Consider the following 18,461-nt stretch of genomic DNA (forward strand, 5'->3'; position numbering starts at 1 on the left):
TTCAGTGAAGCTTTGACCGCTTTACTTGACTTTTTTCTTCCGGCCCGAACCCGGTGCGCGACCAAGGCCGATAGCCTTTGCGAGTTCACGACGTTGTTCTGCATAAGCAGGTGCAACCATCGGATAATCGGCGGGCAGACCCCATTTTGCGCGATAGTCATCCGGCGTCATGCCATAATGCGTCATCAGGTGGCGCTTCAGCATTTTCAGCTTCTTACCATCGTCCAAGCAGACGATATAATCCCGTTTTACCGAATTGCGGATTGGAACAGCCGGTTCCAAAACTATTTCAGGCGCAGCAGCCGTTGCGGAAAGACCGGCGAGTGCCGCGTGCACATTACCGATTAAAGTTGATACGTCCGATACCGCGACACTGTTGTTGCTGACATGGGCAGCGACAATATCGGCGGTCAGAGTAATTAACAATTCTGTAGCATCGTTACTTTCTTGAGACATATTTTGAACTCCTGGACCCATTTTTATATTTTTTTATAGTTTGCGACTTGCACGATGCATATAGGCTTGAAATTACGTCGTCAAGAAAAGCCGCTAGCTTTCAAATATTAAAGATCAATGAACATCGTAATAGCATCTGGACTTATACCTTCAGCGCTTTTGTAATAATTTTTGCGCCGTCCGATGGGTGCAAAACCAGCCTTCACATAGAAATAATGTGCAGGGTTCCCGTCGCGAACTTCAAGAAATAATTTCTCACGGCCCGCGGCTTTGCCTCTATTTATCACGTCGCTGAGAAGATTTTGGCCAATCTGTTGGCGCTGGTAACTTCGTGCAACGCCAATCATCAGCAATTCTTCATGCTCAAAAACCCAGCGCGTAATGGCGAAGCCGCATATGTCGTCACCGTCTTTGGCAAGCAACAGTTGGCAGTCCGGCAGTACTAAAGTGGACAGGCATTGCGCCGCCGTCCACGCTTCGCCAAATCGGGGGTCGAACGCGTCGGACATGATGGGCATGATGGACGCAACGTCTATAGCACCGCCTTCAACGACGCGGATCATGCCTGGACTGCGGCCGGTTTTGCGTCTGGCGCCCTTCCATACACAGGAATGGGCGGAAGGGCGTGGTCGTCCGGCAAATGTGCCCATGCGCGCGCGTCGGGGAGGGTGTCGGTCCACACCCGATCCGCGCGTTGCGGGTCAATGTCGCCGGCAACATGCTCAGCGATGGCAACTTTCGCCAATAGCTCAGGCAAAACCGACTGCGCTGGGGCTATCGAATGCCCGGCGTCGTTAAATGCTTCGAAGAAATACTCACCATGGCCGCCTGTCATGATGACGTCGACGGCTGCTTGTGATCCGCTTTGTGCACGCGCCATCGAGGCGACCAAGGAAAGGCAGCCATAGCCGTGCACTTTTATGTGCCACGCCAATCCCAATGCTTTGGCGGCGGCGACGCCCACACGGATACCCGTGAAGCTGCCGGGGCCAACATCCACCATGATCTGGTCGGCTTTGCCATTATCCGGCAGCGCGGCGATGAGGGGAAGCAAACGTTCCGCATGTCCGCGGCCAATCACTTCATGTTGGGCGGCCAGCAATTGCTTGCCATCAAACAACGCAACTGAGCACGCCCGTGTGGCGGTATCGATGACCAATGTGCGCATGATCGCCTGCCGCCGTTTAGGTTAGGCGACCTGATTGAAGCGGTTAAATTCAGGCCGCGGACTGCGTGCAAAAATGCTCGCTTGGTCGCCATAGCCAAGCGTACAGATGAAATTCGATTGCACGTTGGTTCCGGCAAAGAACGCCTTGTCGACAGCGGCATTGTCAAAGCCTGACATTGGGCCCGTATCCAACCCCAATGCACGCGCCGCCAGCATCAAATAGGCGCCTTGCAAGCTGCTGTTCCGAAACGCGGTCTTTTCAATGGCCACGTCGTTACCGGCAAACCAGCTGCGGGCATCGGCATGGGGAAACAATTCGGGAAGCTGCTCGTAAAATTCGAGGTCCATCCCGATAATTGCGGTGACAGGCGCTTGCAGAATTTTGTCGCCATTCGTCGGCATTGTGCATGCAGCGAGCTTTTGTTTCGCTTCAGTGGATGTGCACCAAATGATGCGCGCGGGAAGACAGTTCGCAGATGTCGGGCCAAATTTCATTAGATCCCAAATGCCCTCAAGCTGCGCCTGCGACACGGGCGTATCGAGATAACCATTGTAGCTGCGGGCTTCGCGGAACAGCTGATCAAGGGCGGTGTTGTTTAATGCTTCGGACATAAGATTTCTTTCGAACTTAGAGTTTAGGCGGCACGCACTTCGATGACTTCGGGCACATAATGCTTCAGCAATTGTTCAATGCCATTTTTCAGCGTTGCCGAAGAAGAGGGGCAACCAGCGCATGCGCCTTGCATTTGCAAAAAGACGATGCCCTTTTGAAAGCCGCGATAGACGATGTCTCCGCCGTCATTGGCAACGGCAGGGCGGATTCGCGTTTCGATCAATTCCTTGATCTGGACAACGATGTCGGCATCTTCCGGATCATCGAGCGGGTAGTCGGCATCTGCCGATGGCACAGCAAATCCGGCGGCAGCTGGTTTGAACAACGGCATGTTCGCGCTGAAATGGTCGAGCAATATCGCAAGCACGTCGGGTTTCAGGCTGGACCAATCTGTACCGGGGGCGGCAGTGACCGAAATAAATTCGCGCCCAAAAAATACCCCGGTGACATCACCAAGTCCGAAAAGTGCCTCCGCCAATGGGGAGGCTTCAGCCTCTTCGGGGGCGGCAAAATCGCGCGTTCCATTTTCCATCACGGCGCGGCCGGGCAGAAATTTGATAGTGGCGGGGTTTGGTGTGAGTTCGGTTTCTATCAGCATTTCACGCATGTGGTGCGGTGGCGGTAAAAGTGCAAGCCAGAATGTCTTGACAGGGGCGAAGTCACGGTTGACCAAGCGCGTCAAAGGGAGAGTAAAAATGGTCGATCAGTCGCATAAAACAGCCTGGATAACGGGCGCTTCGTCGGGGATAGGTGAGGCACTGGCCAAAGCATTTGTCGGAAGCGGCGGCCATGCGGTGCTGTCGGGCCGAAATGTCGCTGAACTGGAACGCGTCGCGCTTGCTACCGGCGCGCCCGAACGCTGCTTCATTCTGCCATTCGATACAGTCGATTATGCCACCCTGCCGTCAAAGGTCGCTGAAGCCATCGCCTATCAGGGCAAGATCGATGTGCTGGTCAATAATGCGGGCATTTCGCAGCGTTCACCCGCCATCGATACCGATCTGTCGGTTTACCAGCGGATTGTTGATGTGGACTTGCTCGCGCCGATCGCGCTGACGCAAGCGCTATTGGGACATTTGGTTTCACATGGGCATGGCCAGATTGTCATGATCTCCAGTGTCGCGGGTAAAGCAGGCATCCCTATGCGGACGGCCTATTGCGCGGCGAAACACGGGTTGATTGGTTATGCCGATGCGTTGCGCAGCGAAGTTGCCGGGCAGGGCGTTAAAGTGCTCGTTGTCGCGCCGGGTTCGGTGCGGACCAACGTATCGCGCAATGCATTGAATGCCGACGGAACGGTCCGTGGTACGAGCGATGCTGCCATCGATAACGGCATCGATCCAGACGTCGTCGCAACCATGATTTGGGATGCGGTTGACGCCGGCAAGCGCGAGATTGTTATCGCCGAAGGGATGGAGGCAGGCATTCCCGTGCTGCGTGCTCAGGATCCCGAAAAGCTGTTCGACATGGTCGAAGCGATGGTCGCCGACGGCTACGCGCAGAAAATCGCGGCGCGGTAATCTGTCTGACGACGGGGCCGCAAATGAGCCCCGCGAGAGGTAAGTTTTTTCCTTAAGTCCGACCGGCGCGTAACGCCGCACCGGCGGCAAAGGGCGACAAAGCGGTGATTGCGAGCGCAGTTGCCGCAAGCAGCTGCATCGCGTTGCCGGGATTTTCCGACAATGTGCCTGCGCCAAAGATCAGCAATGGTATCGTGATGGGCACGAGCAGCAGCCCGCCCAGCGCGCTTGCCCCGCTAAGACCCGCCGTCAGCGCTGCGATGGTGACCGACAGCCCGGAAAGCGCGGGCAGTGCCAAGGCAAGGCCAAGCAACAACGTCCCCAATTGCGCCTCAGGCAATCCGATCAGCGCGGAACCGACGACCGTGGCGAGAAGGAGCGGAAGGGCAAAGGCAAAAATCTGGCCAATGATTTTGGTGGTCGCGACCAATTCGTCAGACCAGCCACGCATCGCCAGCTGATCCAATATGCCCGCTTGCCGGTCGGGAAGTATAAGCCGCTCAATCGGCAGCAGCGTCGCCAGCAGCGCTGCAATCCACAATATACCGCCGCCCGTGCGTGCAAGTAATGCCTTGTCAGGCCCCGTCACAAACGGAAACAGCGTCGCAACGGCGAGATAGAATATCACGGGCAGCCAAAGCCCGCCGCCGGTCCATGCCAAACGCACCTCGCGCGCCACCAAGGCTGCAAATGCCTTCATGCGTCTGCCTCCGGCCTGTCGAGAATGAGGCTGTGCGCCACGTTAATCGATGGCGGCTGGTGGGCAGCGACGAGCACTATGCCACCGTTTGCGGCGTGCGCCGTAATGGCTTGGTCAAGGCGGGCACAGCTGGCGCTGTCCAAGCCATTATAGGGTTCGTCGAGCAACCAAATCTCCGCCTTTGACGCAAGAACGCGTGCGATACTGGCGCGTTTGCGTTGGCCGGTCGACAGGAAGCGCACGGGAACCTGCGCCAGAGCTTGCAAATCCATGTCCGCCAGGGCCGCGCCGCGCGCATCCGCAGACGCACCGTCCATATCCGCCCAGAACATGAGGGCTTTTTCGACTGTCAAATTCGCATCAAGCGCGAGATTTTCATCGGCGAGGGCAATCCGGCCTTCCGTCTGTATTGAACCGGCGGTCGCATACAACAGACCGGCGATGAGCCGGAGGAGCGTGGATTTGCCGCAACCATTTGCGCCGCGAACCCAAATAACATCACCGCTGCGCGCAGTGACCGTCAGCCCGCGCAGCACGAGCCGGTTGCCGCGGATAACCGCGACATTGTCAACGCTGATGGACGGCAAGGGTGCTTGACGTGACGACATTTGGCGACTTAGGCATGAATTCCATCAATTGCAAAATCAGGATGACGTTATGCAGGTTTCAAAACTCGATGAAGCGGATCGCGCGGCGGTTTTGGAACAGCTGCCTTTGTGGTCATATGACGCTGATGCAAAAGGGATAAGGCGCACTTTACGCTTTGCCGATTTTGCCGAAGCCTTCGGTTTCATGGCGCGCGTTGCAATCCTTGCCGAAAAAGCAGACCATCACCCCGAATGGTTCAACGTTTACAACCGCGTTGAGATATTGCTGACCACGCATGATGCCGGCGGCTTATCGCGGCGCGACGTTGATCTGGCCGCGGCCATCGACGCTATTGCGCCGACGGCTTAACCACATCGCCTAAACCGCCCAGCAAGCCCAATTGCTTGCGGAGCCGACCCGGGAACCAACGGGCAGAAAACGCAAGCTGCTTCGCCATTTTGTTCACAGTTGTGTGTACCTTGTCACCATGAATGGCTTCCCATGCGGCCGGACCGATGATCGAGACCGGGCTCACTTCGACGCCAGCCGATTGCAGCTTTTCCTTGCCGGTCATGTTGCTGTTGGCATCAACTGCACCAATGATGTTGGTGTCGATAAAGCCGGGCATGAGGCTGCGGGCCTTGATCCCGTACGGGCGCCATTCAATGTCATGCGCTTCGGCAAGACCGCGCACCGCGAACTTGGTTGCGCTATACACGCTAAGCCCAGCCGATCCGTAGATGCCGGCGGCCGAGCTGGTGTAGAGGACGCAGGCATCAGACGTATTTTTCAACAGATCGAAACAGGCGCGGGTTCCGCTGATAACACCGGTCAGGTTGATCGCGATCATCTTGTCGATGTCCTCGTCGGTCATGTCCTGAATAGGTCCGCCCGATCCAATGCCTGCATTGTTGAACAAGACCGTCATATGGCCATTTGTGTGCTTCGCAAAGTCGGCGACGGCGGCTTTCCACTGTGCACGATCCGTCACATCAAGGCGGTGGCGCGACCATTGACCCGCTGGCAATAAAGCGGCGGTTTCGTCCAAACCCTTTTCATTGACGTCGGCAAGGCCCACGAACCAGCCGACATTGGCAAAGTAACGCGCGACTTCGCGTCCTAAACCAGACGCGGCGCCAGTGATGAAAATGCTTTTTTGCGTTTCGGACATAATTTCGTCTCTCCCTTATTCACATGTGTGTCAGCCACATTAATTTACCCGAAACGTCAACTGAATATTGCGGCAGCGGTTTTGCTTGGACTGAAGAACGGACTTAAGCTTTAGTCCGTTCTCAAATCGCCTGAAATCCCTTGGCGTAAATGTGCCATGTAAAAATGGCCGCGGCACCGCGATAGGGACGCCAGCGTTCGGCGATGACGCGTATGTCTTTTTCCGATGGCCGCGCATCAAGCTTCAGCAAACGGCCCACGCCTTCTTGAACGGCAAGGTCGCCTGCGGGCCAAATGTCGGTCCGGCCCTCTGCAAACAGCAAATATATTTCCGCAGACCAGCGGCCAATGCCCTTTACGCGGGTGAGGTAGGCAATCGCCTCCTCATCATCGGCGGGCAGGGCATCGAGCGGCAATTCGCCCGACAGCACGAGTTCGGCAAGCGAGCGCGCATAGCCTTGTTTCTGGCGGCTCAACCCGCATGCTCTCAAGCCGTCGAAATCTTGCGCCAATAACTTGTCTGGCGGGCATTCTGGGCCAATGAGCGCTTCCAGCTTATTCCAGACCGATGCGGCGGCCGCGACGCTCACCTGTTGCCCGACAATCGTGCGCAGCAATGTCGCATAGCCCGGCTCTCGGATGCGCTCATCGGGGTAACCCGTCACCGCAAGCGCCTGCGCTATGCCCGGTTCAAGCGCCGCCAGTGCATCGAGGGCGGCATGCAATTGTGCAGCAGGAATACCCATCAGCGTGCGACGCCTAGCAAGGCCATGGGCGTAGCAGCGACCTTCATACCTAAATTCACCCGATCCTGCCGCATGTTTGCTGTCCTTGTTTAGCCCCGCCGAACGGTTGCCGCATATAATGCGATCGCCGCAGCGTTCGATACGTTCAGCGACTCCATGTGTTCGCTGATTGGCAGCTTCGCCAGCTGGTCACAATGTTCTTCAATGTTGCGACGCATGCCATCACCTTCGGCGCCCAGAACAAGCGCATTGCGGCCCGGCGTCAGCGCCTCGTCCAACGTAACGCTGGCATGACCTGACAGACCGATTCGCCAATATCCAGCCTCAGCAATTTCTTCCAATGCACGGGCCAGATTAACAACCCGGACCCATGGGGTGATTTCAAGCCCACCTGAAGCCGCCTTGGCCAATGCTCCGGACTCTGGTGGCGCATGCCGGTCCTGCGTCACGACGGCGACTGCATTGAACGCGGCGGCCGTGCGGAAGATCGCGCCGACATTGTGCGGATCGGTAACTTGGTCGAGAATCAGCAAGGGGCGGTTATCATCATTGTCGACCGCAAGTGCATCGGTCAGCCAGACGTCTTCCAATGGCGCAACTTCAAGCACGAGGCCCTGATGCGGTGCATCTTTCGGTACAAAACGCGCCAAATCATTCACCTCGGCATATTGAACCGTGAGCCCGTCGGGAATGACGATTTTGCCGATTTCTTCGCGGGTGCCCCACAGGTTGATGAGTCGCCGATCGGGATTATCAAGCGCGGCATATACGGCGTGACGGCCGTAAAATTTGGGATTGCCGCTGGAAACTGCAGCGCCGCGGCGGCGCTGGCTCTTATGGGAAGACATTTGAAACACCTGTTGATGAAAAAGAAGACGATATAGGCCCCTTTCCCACTTGAGGCATTGACAGGCAAGGGCCGTTTCGCCATTGGGCTGCTTCTTCGTCGGGACCGGCCCTTATGCTTTGGCATAATGCCCCGTCAAAGAAGTGGACAGGTGGCCGAGTGGTTAAAGGCAGCAGACTGTAAATCTGCCCGGTTTTCCGTACGCTGGTTCGAATCCAGCCCTGTCCACCATTTTTCCTTCATCTGCGATCATCTTTGGCTGTGGAGGGGATTATGCAGCAACGATGAATTTGGAACATTCAGTGGGCACCGTTGATGTGCTCAATCAACAGCTGAGGATCCGGGATTTCAAGATTTAGGCGCCAGTAGTCGTCAGCCTGCTCATGTAAAAAGGTTTTTGCGCGTGCCGTGGGGTTCGCATCCAAGGGGTTCTGCGTGCCACAAGCATAAGCGCTCACATGGGGCAGCAGCGATGCCGTGATGATCGAACTGGCACCAACCAAAAATGAACGACGCGATGCGGACATGATTTCTTCCTTTTAATTCCGCTGACGGTAATTCACCGTCGCCGTAATTCCAATCGGCACTGGCAATATGATCCAACGGGGTTTGCGCCCTGTATCTTGGCGGCCGCCCGCGGTTACGCGGTTCCGCGCTTCAGCAGCTTAACCGGCACAGGTGCGATGTTGGGCGCATCGCCCTTCAACACGGCAATCAAAGCCTCCACCAGCATTTCGCCGGCCTGAACATAGTCCTGCTCAATCGTGGTGAGCGGCGGTTGCGCATAGGCGCCGGTGGCAATGCCATCAAAGCCGATGACGCGCACGTCGGTACCGACTGTGATATGCTGTTCATCGAGTGCGCGCATCGCCCCCAGTGCAATGAAGTCATTGGCGCAGAACAGGCCGTCAAAATCGATCTTGTTGCGGATAAGTCCGTTTACAGCTGCATAGCCTTGGTCCTCACGCACCGCGTTTTCGGGAAGCGGCGGGCAGATCGGCGGCATGCCCTTTTGCGCCATTACCGCCATATAGGTTGTCAGCCGATCCTGAAATGGCGGCTGTTCGCTGTTTGTGGGACCAATATAGGCAATTTTTTGGCATCCGCTGGACAGCAAATGTTCAATGGCAAGCCTTGCACCCTGCACATTGTCGCTCTTGATCGAAATGAGGTCTTCTTTGCTGGCGCCCCAGCAGATCATCGGCGTGTTGTGCCGGGCATATTCGCCAAAAAACTGCCAGCCTTCGATGTTCTGGCCGCTGCCGATGACAATCAAGCCGTCTGCCTGTCTACTGCCGGTGTAATTGGCGAAGAAGTTAGCCGAAGAATCCTGAAACGAAACGATGAGGTTGTACCCGCGCTCAGACGCGGACGCCGCGATGCAGCCCAATAGCGACAGGTAAAATGGATTGATGTTCGCTTTATTCTCTCCGCGTCGGCACAGAATAACCAGCGCAATGGAATAGGTTTGCTGCGTGCGCAGGCGAAGGGCGTTGTGATCGACCGAGTAATTGAGTTCATTCGCGAGCGCGACAATGCGCGCGCGCGTCACTTCATTTACCTTTTTGTCACCGCGCAACGCCCGCGACACTGTCGGTTGTGACACCCCCAGCATCGCGGCGATTTGATGCGCAGTTATTCTGCCCTCTTTGCCCATGCAACGCTGTTAGCACCTGAACATACGCAAGTCACGCGGCGAGCGCGGATTCCGGCGTGACAAAATCAAGGCCAAGGCTTTCGGCAACAGCTTTGCTCGTCACCTTGCCGCGATGCACGTTCAAACCGGCGAGCAAACCGCGACCCGTTTCGGTGCTGCCATTGAGCGCGGCGGTACCCTTGCTTGCCAGTGCCAGGCCATAAGGCAATGTCGCGTTGTTGAGTGCAGCTGCGCTGGTTTGCGGAACGGCGCCCGGCATATTGGCGACGCAATAATGGATGATGCCATCAACGACATAGGTCGGCTCGGCATGTGTGGTTGCATGGCTGGTTTCAAAGCAGCCGCCTTGGTCAATCGCGACATCAACCAGAACCGACCCCGGCTTCATCCGCTTCAACATGTCGCGGGTGACCAGCTTGGGTGCACTTGCGCCGGGGATAAGGACGGCGCCGATCACGGCGTCTGCGATGCTGATTTCATGGTCAATGGTTTCCAGCGTCGAATAGCGGGTACGCACCCGTCCGTTGAACAGTTCATCCAACTGGCGCAGGCGCTGGATGGAGCGGTCAACGATGGTGACTTCTGCGCCAAGGCCAACGGCCATACGCGCGGCATGGGTGCCAACAACGCCGCCGCCGAGAACAGTGACTCGGCCGGCAGGCACGCCGGGAACGCCGCCAAGCAATATGCCCGCGCCGCCCTTGCTGCGACGCATCGCTTCGCCCGCTGCCTCAATGGCCAAGCGGCCAGCGACTTCGCTCATGGGGGCCAGCAGGGGCAGGGTGCCCTTGTCATCGGTGACGGTTTCATAGGCGATAGCGGTGCAGCCGCTGGCGATTAAGCCTTTTGCCTGCTCAGGATCTGGGGCGAGGTGGAGATAGGTGAACAGCAACTGGCCGGGGCGCAGCAACACCCATTCGCTCGGCTGAGGTTCTTTGACCTTTACGATCATGTCGCAGCCCGCGAAGATTTCTGCGGCTGTCGCGGCGATTTCGGCACCCGCTGCGCGATAGGCATCGTCGCTGGCCATGATGCCCGCGCCTGCGCCGGATTGCACCACAACCTGATGGCCATGGGCGACATATTCACGAACCGCGCCGGGGGTTAAGCCGACACGATATTCATGCACTTTGATTTCGCTAGGGACGCCGACACGCATAATCTCACTCCTGAAAAATTATCTGTCGCGGAAATAGCATCTTCGATATGACGATACTGTGCAAAGATTCTCCTATTTTGGTGAATGAGCGCATAAAATTGGCGATATTGAATATATAAATGGAAAATTTATGCAGCTTGATCGAACGGACCGTAAATTATTGGGCGCACTCGTGCAGAATGGACGGGCAACGCAGGCGGAATTGGGCGAGGCGGCCGGCCTGTCACCAAGCGCGGCTGCGCGTCGGCAAAAATCATTGGAAGATGATGGGATCCTGCGTGGCTATCGTGCGGATGTGAACCTGCGTAAACTTGGTCTGGCTGCGACGGTGATGGTCACCATCACACTGGACAGCCAGAGCGAAGAGGCCATGGCGGCATTTGAAGCCGCCGTGGTGGGAAGCCCGTCGACCATCCGATGCCACCTTATGAGCGGCCGGAATGATTATTTGCTCGTTGTGCGTGCCGCATCGATTGAGGATTATGAGCTCATTCACCGGCAGGAAATTGCACGATTGCCAAGGGTCGCGCGGATCGAAACCGCATTTGCGTTGCGTGAAGTCGTCAATCGAACCGTCCCGCCAAGGCTGTTTGACTGATCGCTTAAAAACGAACCGGGCGTTACTTTGTGCTGCGCTCGCTGATACCGCAATCCTGCGTCGGACTGTGACGGTTTTGTCACATTGCGTAAAAAGGACAATGACGTTGACACAAAATGACTTGCCTGCGGCAGGTTTTGATGTTTGTGTGCACCTGCACAATAAAGCGCAGGCCGATGTATAGCGGTATTGCGCAGGCATTTAGATTTAGCGGGATAGAACGGTATCTGCCGGATGTAGCGCTATGCGGTCGCTTTCGGCGCAGTTTTTTGTGTACCTAAGAAGGGGTAATTTTATGCGTAAATCCATTTTGAAGCTGGCAACAATGAGCGTCGCGATGAGCGCGATGGCCATTTCCGTTCCTGCTTTCGCCCAAGATGCGGCGGCAGAAGAAGCCTCCAGCCCAATCACTGTTTCGGGCGGTGCCGCTTTGGTATCCGACTATCGTTTCCGCGGCGTATCGCTTTCTGACAAGGGCTTTGCGCTTCAGCCATATTTGACCGTCAAGCATGAGTCCGGCTTTTATGTCGGCGCGTGGGGCTCAAATCTCTCCGAAAATGCCGGCGATGATGCGGAAGTTGACCTCTATGTCGGTTTTTCGGGTGGTGAAGAACTGACATACGACATCGGTGCGACTTATTATGTCTACCCGGGCGTATCCAGCTTCAACTATCTCGAGCTGACCGGTAAGCTTGGCTCGACAGTCGGTCCAGCAACCGTTGGCGCGCAGTTGAGCTACGTCCCAAGCCAGGACAACACCGGTAACACCGATAACGTCTATGTCGCTACCAATGCTTCGATCGCTTTGCCTGACTCACCAATTTCGATCGTCGGCTCAATAGGCATTGAAGATGGCGCATTTACCGCGGGCAGTGAAAAGCTCGATTGGACGCTTGGTCTGACGGCTAATGTTGCAGGCTTTACACTTGGCGCATCTTATGTCGACACCAACCGCCGTTCGGTTTTTGCATTCAAAGACAGCGCGGCTGGCGTCGTATTTTCGCTCAGCTACGGTTTCTAAGACCGTAAATTGAATTCCATGATGTGCGCGGGCTGGCTTGACCTTTTCAAGCCGGTCTGCGCACATATTGTTTTATGACTGTAAACCTCGCCAATTGGATAGCCGAGCATAAGATCGACGAGGTCGAATGCATCGTTCCTGACATTAACGGCGTGCAGCGCGGCAAAGTATTGCCGGCCAAGAAATTCCTATCGTCCGTCCGCGATAAATCGCTCCGTATTCCCGGTAGCGTTTTTATCTGCACAATCGACGGCCATTATCCCGAAGATATCGAAGATATTTGGGACAAGGATCCGGACAAAATCCTGATCGCTGATCCAGACACGATTTGCGTTGCGCCGGGTTTCAAATCGCCCACCGCATTTGTGATTGCCGACGTCCTCCACGGTGATGGCACTGAAGTGGAAATCGCGCCGCGGACGATATTGAAAAAGATACTGGCCCTTTATGCCAGCCGCGGGTGGAAACCCATTATAGCGCCCGAGGTTGAATTTTATCTCGTCAGCCAAAATGTCGATCCTGATTTCCCGTTGGTTCCGCCGACGGGGTCAAGCGGACGCGCAGAAACGGCGAGCCAGCCTTATGGGCTTGAGGCGATGAATGAATATGAGGACATCATCGATCACATCTATGATGACTGTGAATTGATGGGTCTCGACATCGACACGATGATCCATGAAATGGGCGCTGCCCAGCTTGAGGTGAACTTTATCCACGGCGACCCGCTGAAGCTTGCGGATCAAGTATTTCTGTTCAAACGCGTTGTGCGCGCCGTGGCCAAGCAACATGGCGTCTATGCCACATTCATGGCCAACCCGATGGCTGGCCAACCGGGCAGCGCGATGCATCTGCATCAATCGGTGGTGGATGCTGAAACCGGACGCAATCTGTTTTCCAACGCCAATGGCCGCGACAGCGCGCTGTTCCGAAGCTACATCGCGGGGCTTGTGAAGTTCATGCCGCAAGTGTCACCGCTTTGGGCGCCGAACGTGAACAGCTTCCGCCGGATGCGCCCCGACAGCGCTGCGCCTATTAACGTCCAATGGGGCGAGGATAACCGCAGCTGCGGCTTTCGCGTGCCGATTTCTGACAAGGCCAATCGCCGCGTTGAAAACCGTTTACCCGGCGCGGATTCCAACCCCTATCTCGCCATGTCCGCATCCTTGGTCTGTGGGTATATCGGCATGGTGGAACGCATGATCCCGGCAAAGGCGATAACGGGCAGCGCCTATAATCGTGCGCGGACATTGCCCCGGACTTTGGAAGCGGCGCTGGACCGCTTCAGCGCGTGTAAGCCCGTCCGCAACCTGATCGGCGAAGAGTTTTTCGACATCTTTTATGCCATCAAAGACTATGAATTGTTCAATTACCAATCGGTCGTATCAAGCTGGGAACGCGAGCATTTGTTGCTGAGGGTGTGATGCCTGATCGGTTGAATGACAGCTATTACCGCGCGACCGTGCATGGCTGGGAAAGGCAGCGTCCGCTCGATTATGCTTTGGATTGTGACGTCGCGGTCATTGGCGGCGGCTTTACCGGTTTGTCTGCTGCATTAGCTTGCGCCGAAAAAGGGCTGAAGGTCGCGTTACTTGAGGCGCAGAGTATCGGCTTTGGTGCATCAGGCCGCAATGGCGGGCAGCTCATTCCCGGCCTGCGTTGGTCGATGCGTGAAATCGACGCGGCGTTTGGGCGAGAGCGGGCAAAAGCCATATTCGATTTGGCATGGGACGCAGGCGCGCGTGTGCATGACCGCATCGTCAGGCATGATATCCAATGCGATCTGAAATCGGGTCATCTTGAAGCCGCCTACAAGCCGGGGCATTTCGAAGATATGCAGCGCGAGGCGGAATTCTTGTCACGCGAATTTGGTTGGGATTCAGTCAACGTTGTCGCGCCTGCAGACCTACATAAGCACATTAACGGCGGCGATTATCACGGCGGCCTTTATGACAGCAAAGGCGGGCATTTCCATCCGTTGAACTACGCGATTGGTCTAGCAAAAGCCGCGCTGGCGGCAGGTGTTTTGATATTCGAACATACCGCTGCGCAAACACCTGTGGACAGGGGCGGTTATGTCGAGATCGCGGCCGGGACAGGATCGCTCTCCGCCCGCCATGTGATTATCGCCACCGACAACTGGACCGGAGATATTGCGCCGGAACTGAGCCGCTACACTGTCCCCATCATGAACTATAACATCGCGACAGCGCCGCTGCCCAATGCAGACCAGCTTTTGCCCAGTGACGCGGCGGTTGCGGACAGCCGGTTTGTTCTGAATTATTTCCGATTGAGCGCCGATAAACGCCTGATTTTCGGCGGTGGAGAGAAATATGTCCGACGCCCGCCTGCAGACATCGCCGGATTTGTCCGAAAGCATATGGTGGAGGTCTTTCCCGCGCTTGCCCAGACAGATATCGACTATGCATGGGGAGGTGCCGTGGGGGTGACAATGAACCGCCTGCCGCACATGGGGCGCAAAGGGAATATTTTTTATGCGCACGGCTTTTCCGGTCATGGCGCGCTGGTCACGACGGTCGCCGGCGAGGTGATGGCTGAAGCCGTGCTTGGCACCATGTCGCAGTTCGATGTCTTTACCAGCCTGCCGCACAGCCGGTTCCCGGGCGGCAAGTGGTTGGCACAGCCGCTCGCAACCCTTGGACTGCTCTATTACGCGATGCGAGACCGACTGTGATCGAACGGGCCGCGATAGAAATGATGCGCGCGCGTGAGGTTGCGCGGTTTGTTGAAGCCAACCCAAAGTCGCATGCGCATACCCAAGCGTCAAAAAGCTGGTTTCAGGGCGTTCCATTCCATTGGATGCTTGATTGGTCCACGCCATTCCCGATCGTCGCTCAGGAGGCGTCTGGAGCGACGCTGATGAGTGTTGACGGGCAGGTCTTCGATGACTTCTGCCTTGGCGATACCGCAAGCATGTTTGGCCATTCGCCACAGCCATTGGTCGATGCCCTGACTACGCAAGCGGGGCAGGGGCTCAGCTATATGCTCCCCACATCAAAGGGTGCAGACGTGGGCGATATGCTTGCCGCGATGTTCGGACTGCCGCAATGGCAGGTCACGACCACGGCAAGCGAGGCAAATCGCGCCGTTATTCGCTGGTGCCGTGGGCTGACTGGCCGCGACAAGATTTTGATCTTCAATGGTTGCTACCATGGCGCGGTCGATGATGTTTTTGTCGATCTGCGCGATGGCAAAGCGGTCAACCGGCCAAGCCTGATCGGACAGGTGCAGGATTTGCTGCCGACCACGGTTGCAATCGAGTTTAACGATGTGGACGCGCTTGAGGCGGCATTACGCGGTGGCGACATCGCATGCGTGCTCGCGGAGCCGTTGATGACCAATATCGGCATGGTGCGTGACGCGCCGGGCTTTTTGGAGACGCTGCGCACGTTGTGTGACGAAACGGGCACCATATTTGTGCTTGATGAAACCCACACCATTTCGTCGGGCTATGGCGGGCACAGCAACACCCATGGGCCAAAGCCGGATATCATGGTGGTGGGAAAATCCATCGGCGGCGGCGTTCCATGTGCGGTATATGGCTTTACGGACGAAATTGCGAAAAAGATGGCGGCGCTGAACCAGTCGCGCCCCCCGGGACATAGCGGCATCGGCACAACATTGTCGGCTAATGCGCTCGCTATCTCGGCCATGCACGCGATGTTGGGGCAGGTCATTACGCGTGATGCTTATGCCCATATGCTGGCGACAGCTGACCGGCTGGTGTCGGGATTGAATGCCGTGATCGCGGCGCACAAGCTTGACTGGCATGTCAGCCATGTCGGTGCCCGCGTGGAATTGATATGCTCTGCGGTGCCGCCGCGTAACGGAAGCGAGGCGCGTGCCGCAATGGACCATGCGTTGGAAAGTACGATCCATTTATACCTTGCCAACCGCGGCATATTGCTGGCGCCATTTCATAATATGATGCTCGTCAGCCCCGTGACGTCGCCGGCGCAGGTCGATCGGTTGGCGTTTGAGTTGAACAATGCGCTGACTGAGCTACAAGCGTCTTAAACAGGGTAAGTGAAAGTGACGTCATGACAATTAAGCGGGCCAAGTCATCTGCGACCATCGCCGCACGGAGCGAGGCTGAGGCCTTTTTTGCGGCGAACCCCGATATTGACTCTGTCGAGATGATTTACACCGACATGGGCGGCGTGCCGCGCGGTAAGCGGCTGCGCCAGCATGAGGTGCTATCGGTCTATGAAATCGGCCGCTTTTTCCCCGGCTCCATCACCGTGGTCGACATCACCGGACAAGATACCGTTAAAACAGGCTTGGTATGGGAGGATGGCGATGCTGACCGATCAATGAAGCCAATCCCGGGAACATTGGTCCGGACGCCGTGGGCGGGGGACAATGCCGCACAATTCATGGTCGATTTTTATGAGCTGGATGGCCAGCCGCATGATCTGGACTCGCGGCATGTGTTGGGTTTGGTCGTGGACCGTTTCGCAGAAATGGGGCTGACCCCTGCATTGGCGGTAGAGCTTGAATTTTACCTGCTGGATCCAAAGCGTGCCCGTGACGGTTCCATTCGCCCCGCACGCCCTGATTATAGCCAAGAAACACCACAAATGGTTGAGGTCTATGGCCTGCGTGAACTGGACGACTTCCGGCCGTTCTTTGATGAGCTGTATGAAACCTGCGATATTCAGGGGCTTCCATTGGAATCCGCGATATCCGAATTTGCGCCGGGGCAGTGCGAGCTGACCTTGCGCTACAAGCCCGACGTATTGCGGGCGTGCGATGATGCAATCATGTACAAACGGGTGGTGAAGGCTGTGGCGCAAGCACATGGCTTGGAAGCCACCTTCATGGCCAAACCCTTTGCTGAACAAGCAGGCTCGGGCATGCATATTCACGTGTCGATGAATGATGCCGACGGCAAAAACCTGTTTGCGTCGGATGATCCCGAAGGCACCCCAATGCTGCGCCATGCCATTGGCGGTATGATTTCAGCGGTGGGCGATTGTTTTGCGCTCTTTGCGCCGCATGCAAACAGCTACCGCCGGTTTAAGGCGAACAGCTATGCGCCCGTCGCGCCGACATGGGGCGTCAATAACCGCACCGTTTCGTTCCGAATACCGGCTGGCCCGGCGGCAAGCCGCCATGTCGAACACCGCGCATGCGGAGCTGATGCCAACCCCTATCTGGCCGTTGCTGGCGTGCTTGCAGGCATACATCATGGCATCGTCAACCAGATTGATCCCGGCCCGGCAGTCGTCGGCAATGGGTATGACCGCGACAGTTCAGGCGATGACAAGCCGCCAAGCAACTGGTTCGCTGCGGTTGACCGCTTCCATGGGTCAAAGCTGATGCGCGAATATCTGGGCGAACGCTTTGTGGACATGTTCACCATTGTCAAACGCGTCGAGCAGGACCGCTATTTCGGTCAGGTCCCTTCGATCGACTATGACTGGTATTTGCGAAACGCTTAAGCGTTAGCGGCTGGAAAGCGGTCGAGGATATTCTGCATTACCGCAGGGTTAAGCAGCGTGTCGAACGCGCACCCAACCATCGTGCCATCGTTCCAAACAATTTTTGCCTGAAGCGCGCTGAGCCCCGGTAAAGTCAGCCAGACACGCGTGCCTGGGCTCATAGCCGTCAATGCCTCGCAAGCGACCCCGGACAGCGACAGATCGCGGACGATGACGGCAAAGCCGCGCGATCCTGACGGTCGCATTGACGCTGGAATATCAAGCCGGACGCGCGGCGCGCTGCGGTCTTCCTGTGCGGCGTCTTCATATCGTTGGTAAGACTTTATCTGCGAGGGTGCTTGGACCATGGCTTCCTCTTCTGCTGTGACGGTCAAAGCTTATGAAATTATGGTAAACAAATGGTAAACAAATGGTTAACCGACATTCGTTCCCGCCCCACTTGCATTTAGCCGATGTCGCGGCCATATGCGGCGTGGGAGTCGGATGGACGTGGCACTCGCCAACCTGGTCAGGTCCTGACGGAAGCAGCCACAACGAATTCGCTGCGGGTCATCCGGCTCCTACTTTTCCCCGTCTTTTGTTTTAGAAAACTTCGACAAAGGTCGGTGACCGTCCTATCGTAACGTTGATGCCCGATTCCAATCGCCCAGAATTCGCAGAACGCGACCCGGATATGCCCGATGATGCTTTGGGACTTGGCCTGGATTTGCCGCCCGTAGCGCAGCCGACAGCGCCTGCCGCACCCACGCCATCAGC

The 18,461-nt window shown here is 56.5% G+C and carries 22 protein-coding genes, 1 tRNA gene and 1 other RNA gene; 10 read left to right on the plus strand and 14 right to left on the minus strand.

What is annotated here, in order from left to right; translation table 11 throughout:
- Positions 1–21: 21 nt before the first annotated feature.
- The 5 genes from ACIQ0G_RS04570 to ACIQ0G_RS04590 all read right to left on the minus strand — a co-directional run bounded on the left by ACIQ0G_RS04570 (position 22) and on the right by ACIQ0G_RS04590 (position 2,835).
- The gene (locus tag ACIQ0G_RS04570; protein ID WP_395637520.1) at positions 22–456 is read right to left on the minus strand and encodes a MucR family transcriptional regulator; all 435 of its coding nucleotides are present in this window, start codon (positions 454–456) and stop codon (positions 22–24) included.
- 107 nt (positions 457–563) lie between these two features.
- Complete coding sequence (gene rimI / locus ACIQ0G_RS04575; protein WP_397576891.1) at positions 564–1,019, minus strand: ribosomal protein S18-alanine N-acetyltransferase; 456 nt, start codon at positions 1,017–1,019, stop codon at positions 564–566.
- A complete protein-coding gene (gene tsaB / locus ACIQ0G_RS04580) occupies positions 1,016–1,624 on the minus strand; it encodes a tRNA (adenosine(37)-N6)-threonylcarbamoyltransferase complex dimerization subunit type 1 TsaB (RefSeq protein ID WP_397576892.1) in 609 nt (202 codons plus the stop codon). The genes rimI and tsaB overlap by 4 nt, the downstream gene beginning before the upstream one ends.
- A 21-nt stretch (positions 1,625–1,645) precedes the next feature.
- A complete protein-coding gene (locus ACIQ0G_RS04585) occupies positions 1,646–2,236 on the minus strand; it encodes a malonic semialdehyde reductase (RefSeq protein WP_397576893.1) in 591 nt (196 codons plus the stop codon).
- A 23-nt stretch (positions 2,237–2,259) separates the two neighbouring features.
- Entirely contained in the window at positions 2,260–2,835 is a 576-nt protein-coding gene (locus ACIQ0G_RS04590) for a NifU family protein (RefSeq protein WP_397576908.1), read from the minus strand.
- 97 nt (positions 2,836–2,932) lie between these two features.
- Between ACIQ0G_RS04590 and ACIQ0G_RS04595 the strand changes: the two genes are divergently transcribed.
- Complete coding sequence (locus ACIQ0G_RS04595; RefSeq protein ID WP_397576894.1) at positions 2,933–3,757, plus strand: SDR family NAD(P)-dependent oxidoreductase; 825 nt, start codon at positions 2,933–2,935, stop codon at positions 3,755–3,757.
- 52 nt (positions 3,758–3,809) lie between these two features.
- Here ACIQ0G_RS04595 and ACIQ0G_RS04600 read toward each other — a convergent pair whose 3' ends face one another.
- Positions 3,810–4,457: a heme exporter protein CcmB gene (locus ACIQ0G_RS04600; RefSeq protein WP_397576895.1), complete on the minus strand. Its 648-nt coding sequence runs from the start codon at positions 4,455–4,457 to the stop codon at positions 3,810–3,812.
- Positions 4,454–5,065, minus strand: coding sequence for a heme ABC exporter ATP-binding protein CcmA (gene ccmA / locus ACIQ0G_RS04605; RefSeq protein WP_397576896.1), 612 nt, complete (start codon positions 5,063–5,065; stop codon positions 4,454–4,456). Before ccmA ends, ACIQ0G_RS04600 begins: the two co-directional genes overlap by 4 nt.
- A gap of 49 nt (positions 5,066–5,114) precedes the next feature.
- On the opposite strand from ccmA, the gene ACIQ0G_RS04610 reads away from it, so the two are divergent.
- Positions 5,115–5,414: a 4a-hydroxytetrahydrobiopterin dehydratase gene (locus ACIQ0G_RS04610; RefSeq protein ID WP_397576897.1), complete on the plus strand. Its 300-nt coding sequence runs from the start codon at positions 5,115–5,117 to the stop codon at positions 5,412–5,414.
- On the opposite strand, the gene ACIQ0G_RS04615 is transcribed toward ACIQ0G_RS04610, so the two are convergent.
- The 3 genes from ACIQ0G_RS04615 to rlmB all read right to left on the minus strand — a co-directional run bounded on the left by ACIQ0G_RS04615 (position 5,395) and on the right by rlmB (position 7,809).
- A complete protein-coding gene (locus ACIQ0G_RS04615; RefSeq protein ID WP_397576898.1) occupies positions 5,395–6,216 on the minus strand; it encodes an SDR family oxidoreductase in 822 nt (273 codons plus the stop codon). The two genes, ACIQ0G_RS04610 and ACIQ0G_RS04615, sit on opposite strands and share 20 nt — an antisense overlap.
- A 121-nt stretch (positions 6,217–6,337) precedes the next feature.
- Positions 6,338–6,961 carry a DNA-3-methyladenine glycosylase family protein gene (locus tag ACIQ0G_RS04620; protein ID WP_397576899.1) on the minus strand — a complete coding sequence of 208 codons (624 nt, stop codon included), beginning with the start codon at positions 6,959–6,961 and terminating at the stop codon, positions 6,338–6,340.
- Between the two features lie 89 nt (positions 6,962–7,050).
- Positions 7,051–7,809: a 23S rRNA (guanosine(2251)-2'-O)-methyltransferase RlmB gene (rlmB, locus tag ACIQ0G_RS04625; RefSeq protein WP_324477419.1), complete on the minus strand. Its 759-nt coding sequence runs from the start codon at positions 7,807–7,809 to the stop codon at positions 7,051–7,053.
- A gap of 144 nt (positions 7,810–7,953) precedes the next feature.
- Here rlmB and ACIQ0G_RS04630 point away from each other — a divergent pair.
- Positions 7,954–8,039, plus strand: a tRNA-Tyr gene (locus tag ACIQ0G_RS04630).
- Positions 8,040–8,107: 68 nt separating this feature from the next.
- On the opposite strand, the gene ACIQ0G_RS04635 is transcribed toward ACIQ0G_RS04630, so the two are convergent.
- The 3 genes from ACIQ0G_RS04635 to ald form a co-directional block, all read right to left on the minus strand.
- Complete coding sequence (locus ACIQ0G_RS04635; protein ID WP_397576900.1) at positions 8,108–8,335, minus strand: hypothetical protein; 228 nt, start codon at positions 8,333–8,335, stop codon at positions 8,108–8,110.
- Between the two features lie 113 nt (positions 8,336–8,448).
- On the minus strand, positions 8,449–9,465 hold the full coding sequence (locus ACIQ0G_RS04640; protein ID WP_397576901.1) for a LacI family DNA-binding transcriptional regulator: 1,017 nt from the start codon (positions 9,463–9,465) through the stop codon (positions 8,449–8,451).
- 31 nt (positions 9,466–9,496) lie between these two features.
- Entirely contained in the window at positions 9,497–10,624 is a 1,128-nt protein-coding gene (gene ald, locus ACIQ0G_RS04645) for an alanine dehydrogenase (protein WP_397576902.1), read from the minus strand.
- Between the two features lie 130 nt (positions 10,625–10,754).
- Between ald and ACIQ0G_RS04650 the strand changes: the two genes are divergently transcribed.
- The 6 genes from ACIQ0G_RS04650 to ACIQ0G_RS04675 all read left to right on the plus strand — a co-directional run bounded on the left by ACIQ0G_RS04650 (position 10,755) and on the right by ACIQ0G_RS04675 (position 17,705).
- Complete coding sequence (locus ACIQ0G_RS04650; RefSeq protein WP_395635154.1) at positions 10,755–11,222, plus strand: Lrp/AsnC family transcriptional regulator; 468 nt, start codon at positions 10,755–10,757, stop codon at positions 11,220–11,222.
- 295 nt (positions 11,223–11,517) lie between these two features.
- On the plus strand, positions 11,518–12,243 hold the full coding sequence (locus ACIQ0G_RS04655; protein ID WP_397576903.1) for a TorF family putative porin: 726 nt from the start codon (positions 11,518–11,520) through the stop codon (positions 12,241–12,243).
- A gap of 74 nt (positions 12,244–12,317) precedes the next feature.
- Positions 12,318–13,664 carry a glutamine synthetase family protein gene (locus tag ACIQ0G_RS04660; protein WP_333569486.1) on the plus strand — a complete coding sequence of 449 codons (1,347 nt, stop codon included), beginning with the start codon at positions 12,318–12,320 and terminating at the stop codon, positions 13,662–13,664.
- Positions 13,664–14,935: an NAD(P)/FAD-dependent oxidoreductase gene (locus tag ACIQ0G_RS04665; RefSeq protein WP_397576904.1), complete on the plus strand. Its 1,272-nt coding sequence runs from the start codon at positions 13,664–13,666 to the stop codon at positions 14,933–14,935. The genes ACIQ0G_RS04660 and ACIQ0G_RS04665 overlap by 1 nt, the downstream gene beginning before the upstream one ends.
- Complete coding sequence (locus ACIQ0G_RS04670; protein ID WP_397576905.1) at positions 14,932–16,278, plus strand: aspartate aminotransferase family protein; 1,347 nt, start codon at positions 14,932–14,934, stop codon at positions 16,276–16,278. Before ACIQ0G_RS04665 ends, ACIQ0G_RS04670 begins: the two co-directional genes overlap by 4 nt.
- 23 nt (positions 16,279–16,301) lie before the next feature.
- Positions 16,302–17,705 carry a glutamine synthetase family protein gene (locus tag ACIQ0G_RS04675; protein ID WP_397576906.1) on the plus strand — a complete coding sequence of 468 codons (1,404 nt, stop codon included), beginning with the start codon at positions 16,302–16,304 and terminating at the stop codon, positions 17,703–17,705.
- Here ACIQ0G_RS04675 and ACIQ0G_RS04680 read toward each other — a convergent pair.
- Positions 17,702–18,052 carry a PilZ domain-containing protein gene (locus ACIQ0G_RS04680; RefSeq protein WP_397576907.1) on the minus strand — a complete coding sequence of 117 codons (351 nt, stop codon included), beginning with the start codon at positions 18,050–18,052 and terminating at the stop codon, positions 17,702–17,704. The genes ACIQ0G_RS04675 and ACIQ0G_RS04680 overlap by 4 nt on opposite strands.
- 125 nt (positions 18,053–18,177) lie before the next feature.
- Between ACIQ0G_RS04680 and ffs the strand changes: the two genes are divergently transcribed.
- Positions 18,178–18,272, plus strand: an RNA gene (gene ffs, locus ACIQ0G_RS04685) — signal recognition particle sRNA small type.
- Positions 18,273–18,461 lie beyond the last annotated feature (189 nt).

It is taken from the genome of Sphingorhabdus sp., from assembly GCF_044354325.1.
Taxonomy (GTDB): Bacteria; Pseudomonadota; Alphaproteobacteria; order Sphingomonadales; family Sphingomonadaceae; genus Sphingorhabdus_B.

Bases quoted from the DNA above. Each gene is read 5' to 3' on its own strand.
- ACIQ0G_RS04675 (WP_397576906.1), top strand. From the start codon at position 16,302: ATGACAATTAAGCGGGCCAAGTCATCTGCGACCATCGCCGCACGGAGC.
- ACIQ0G_RS04570 (WP_395637520.1), bottom strand. From the start codon at position 456: ATGTCTCAAGAAAGTAACGATGCTACAGAATTGTTAATTACTCTGACC.
- ACIQ0G_RS04590 (WP_397576908.1), bottom strand. From the start codon at position 2,835: ATGCTGATAGAAACCGAACTCACACCAAACCCCGCCACTATCAAATTT.
- ACIQ0G_RS04655 (WP_397576903.1), top strand. From the start codon at position 11,518: ATGCGTAAATCCATTTTGAAGCTGGCAACAATGAGCGTCGCGATGAGC.
- ACIQ0G_RS04585 (WP_397576893.1), bottom strand. From the start codon at position 2,236: ATGTCCGAAGCATTAAACAACACCGCCCTTGATCAGCTGTTCCGCGAA.
- ACIQ0G_RS04650 (WP_395635154.1), top strand. From the start codon at position 10,755: ATGCAGCTTGATCGAACGGACCGTAAATTATTGGGCGCACTCGTGCAG.
- rlmB (WP_324477419.1), bottom strand. From the start codon at position 7,809: ATGTCTTCCCATAAGAGCCAGCGCCGCCGCGGCGCTGCAGTTTCCAGC.
- ACIQ0G_RS04615 (WP_397576898.1), bottom strand. From the start codon at position 6,216: ATGTCCGAAACGCAAAAAAGCATTTTCATCACTGGCGCCGCGTCTGGT.
- ACIQ0G_RS04620 (WP_397576899.1), bottom strand. From the start codon at position 6,961: ATGGGTATTCCTGCTGCACAATTGCATGCCGCCCTCGATGCACTGGCG.
- ACIQ0G_RS04680 (WP_397576907.1), bottom strand. From the start codon at position 18,052: ATGGTCCAAGCACCCTCGCAGATAAAGTCTTACCAACGATATGAAGAC.
- ACIQ0G_RS04635 (WP_397576900.1), bottom strand. From the start codon at position 8,335: ATGTCCGCATCGCGTCGTTCATTTTTGGTTGGTGCCAGTTCGATCATC.
- ACIQ0G_RS04610 (WP_397576897.1), top strand. From the start codon at position 5,115: ATGCAGGTTTCAAAACTCGATGAAGCGGATCGCGCGGCGGTTTTGGAA.
- rimI (WP_397576891.1), bottom strand. From the start codon at position 1,019: ATGATCCGCGTCGTTGAAGGCGGTGCTATAGACGTTGCGTCCATCATG.
- ACIQ0G_RS04600 (WP_397576895.1), bottom strand. From the start codon at position 4,457: ATGAAGGCATTTGCAGCCTTGGTGGCGCGCGAGGTGCGTTTGGCATGG.
- ccmA (WP_397576896.1), bottom strand. From the start codon at position 5,065: ATGTCGTCACGTCAAGCACCCTTGCCGTCCATCAGCGTTGACAATGTC.
- ACIQ0G_RS04665 (WP_397576904.1), top strand. From the start codon at position 13,664: ATGCCTGATCGGTTGAATGACAGCTATTACCGCGCGACCGTGCATGGC.
- ACIQ0G_RS04660 (WP_333569486.1), top strand. From the start codon at position 12,318: ATGACTGTAAACCTCGCCAATTGGATAGCCGAGCATAAGATCGACGAG.
- ACIQ0G_RS04595 (WP_397576894.1), top strand. From the start codon at position 2,933: ATGGTCGATCAGTCGCATAAAACAGCCTGGATAACGGGCGCTTCGTCG.
- tsaB (WP_397576892.1), bottom strand. From the start codon at position 1,624: ATGCGCACATTGGTCATCGATACCGCCACACGGGCGTGCTCAGTTGCG.
- ACIQ0G_RS04640 (WP_397576901.1), bottom strand. From the start codon at position 9,465: ATGGGCAAAGAGGGCAGAATAACTGCGCATCAAATCGCCGCGATGCTG.
- ald (WP_397576902.1), bottom strand. From the start codon at position 10,624: ATGCGTGTCGGCGTCCCTAGCGAAATCAAAGTGCATGAATATCGTGTC.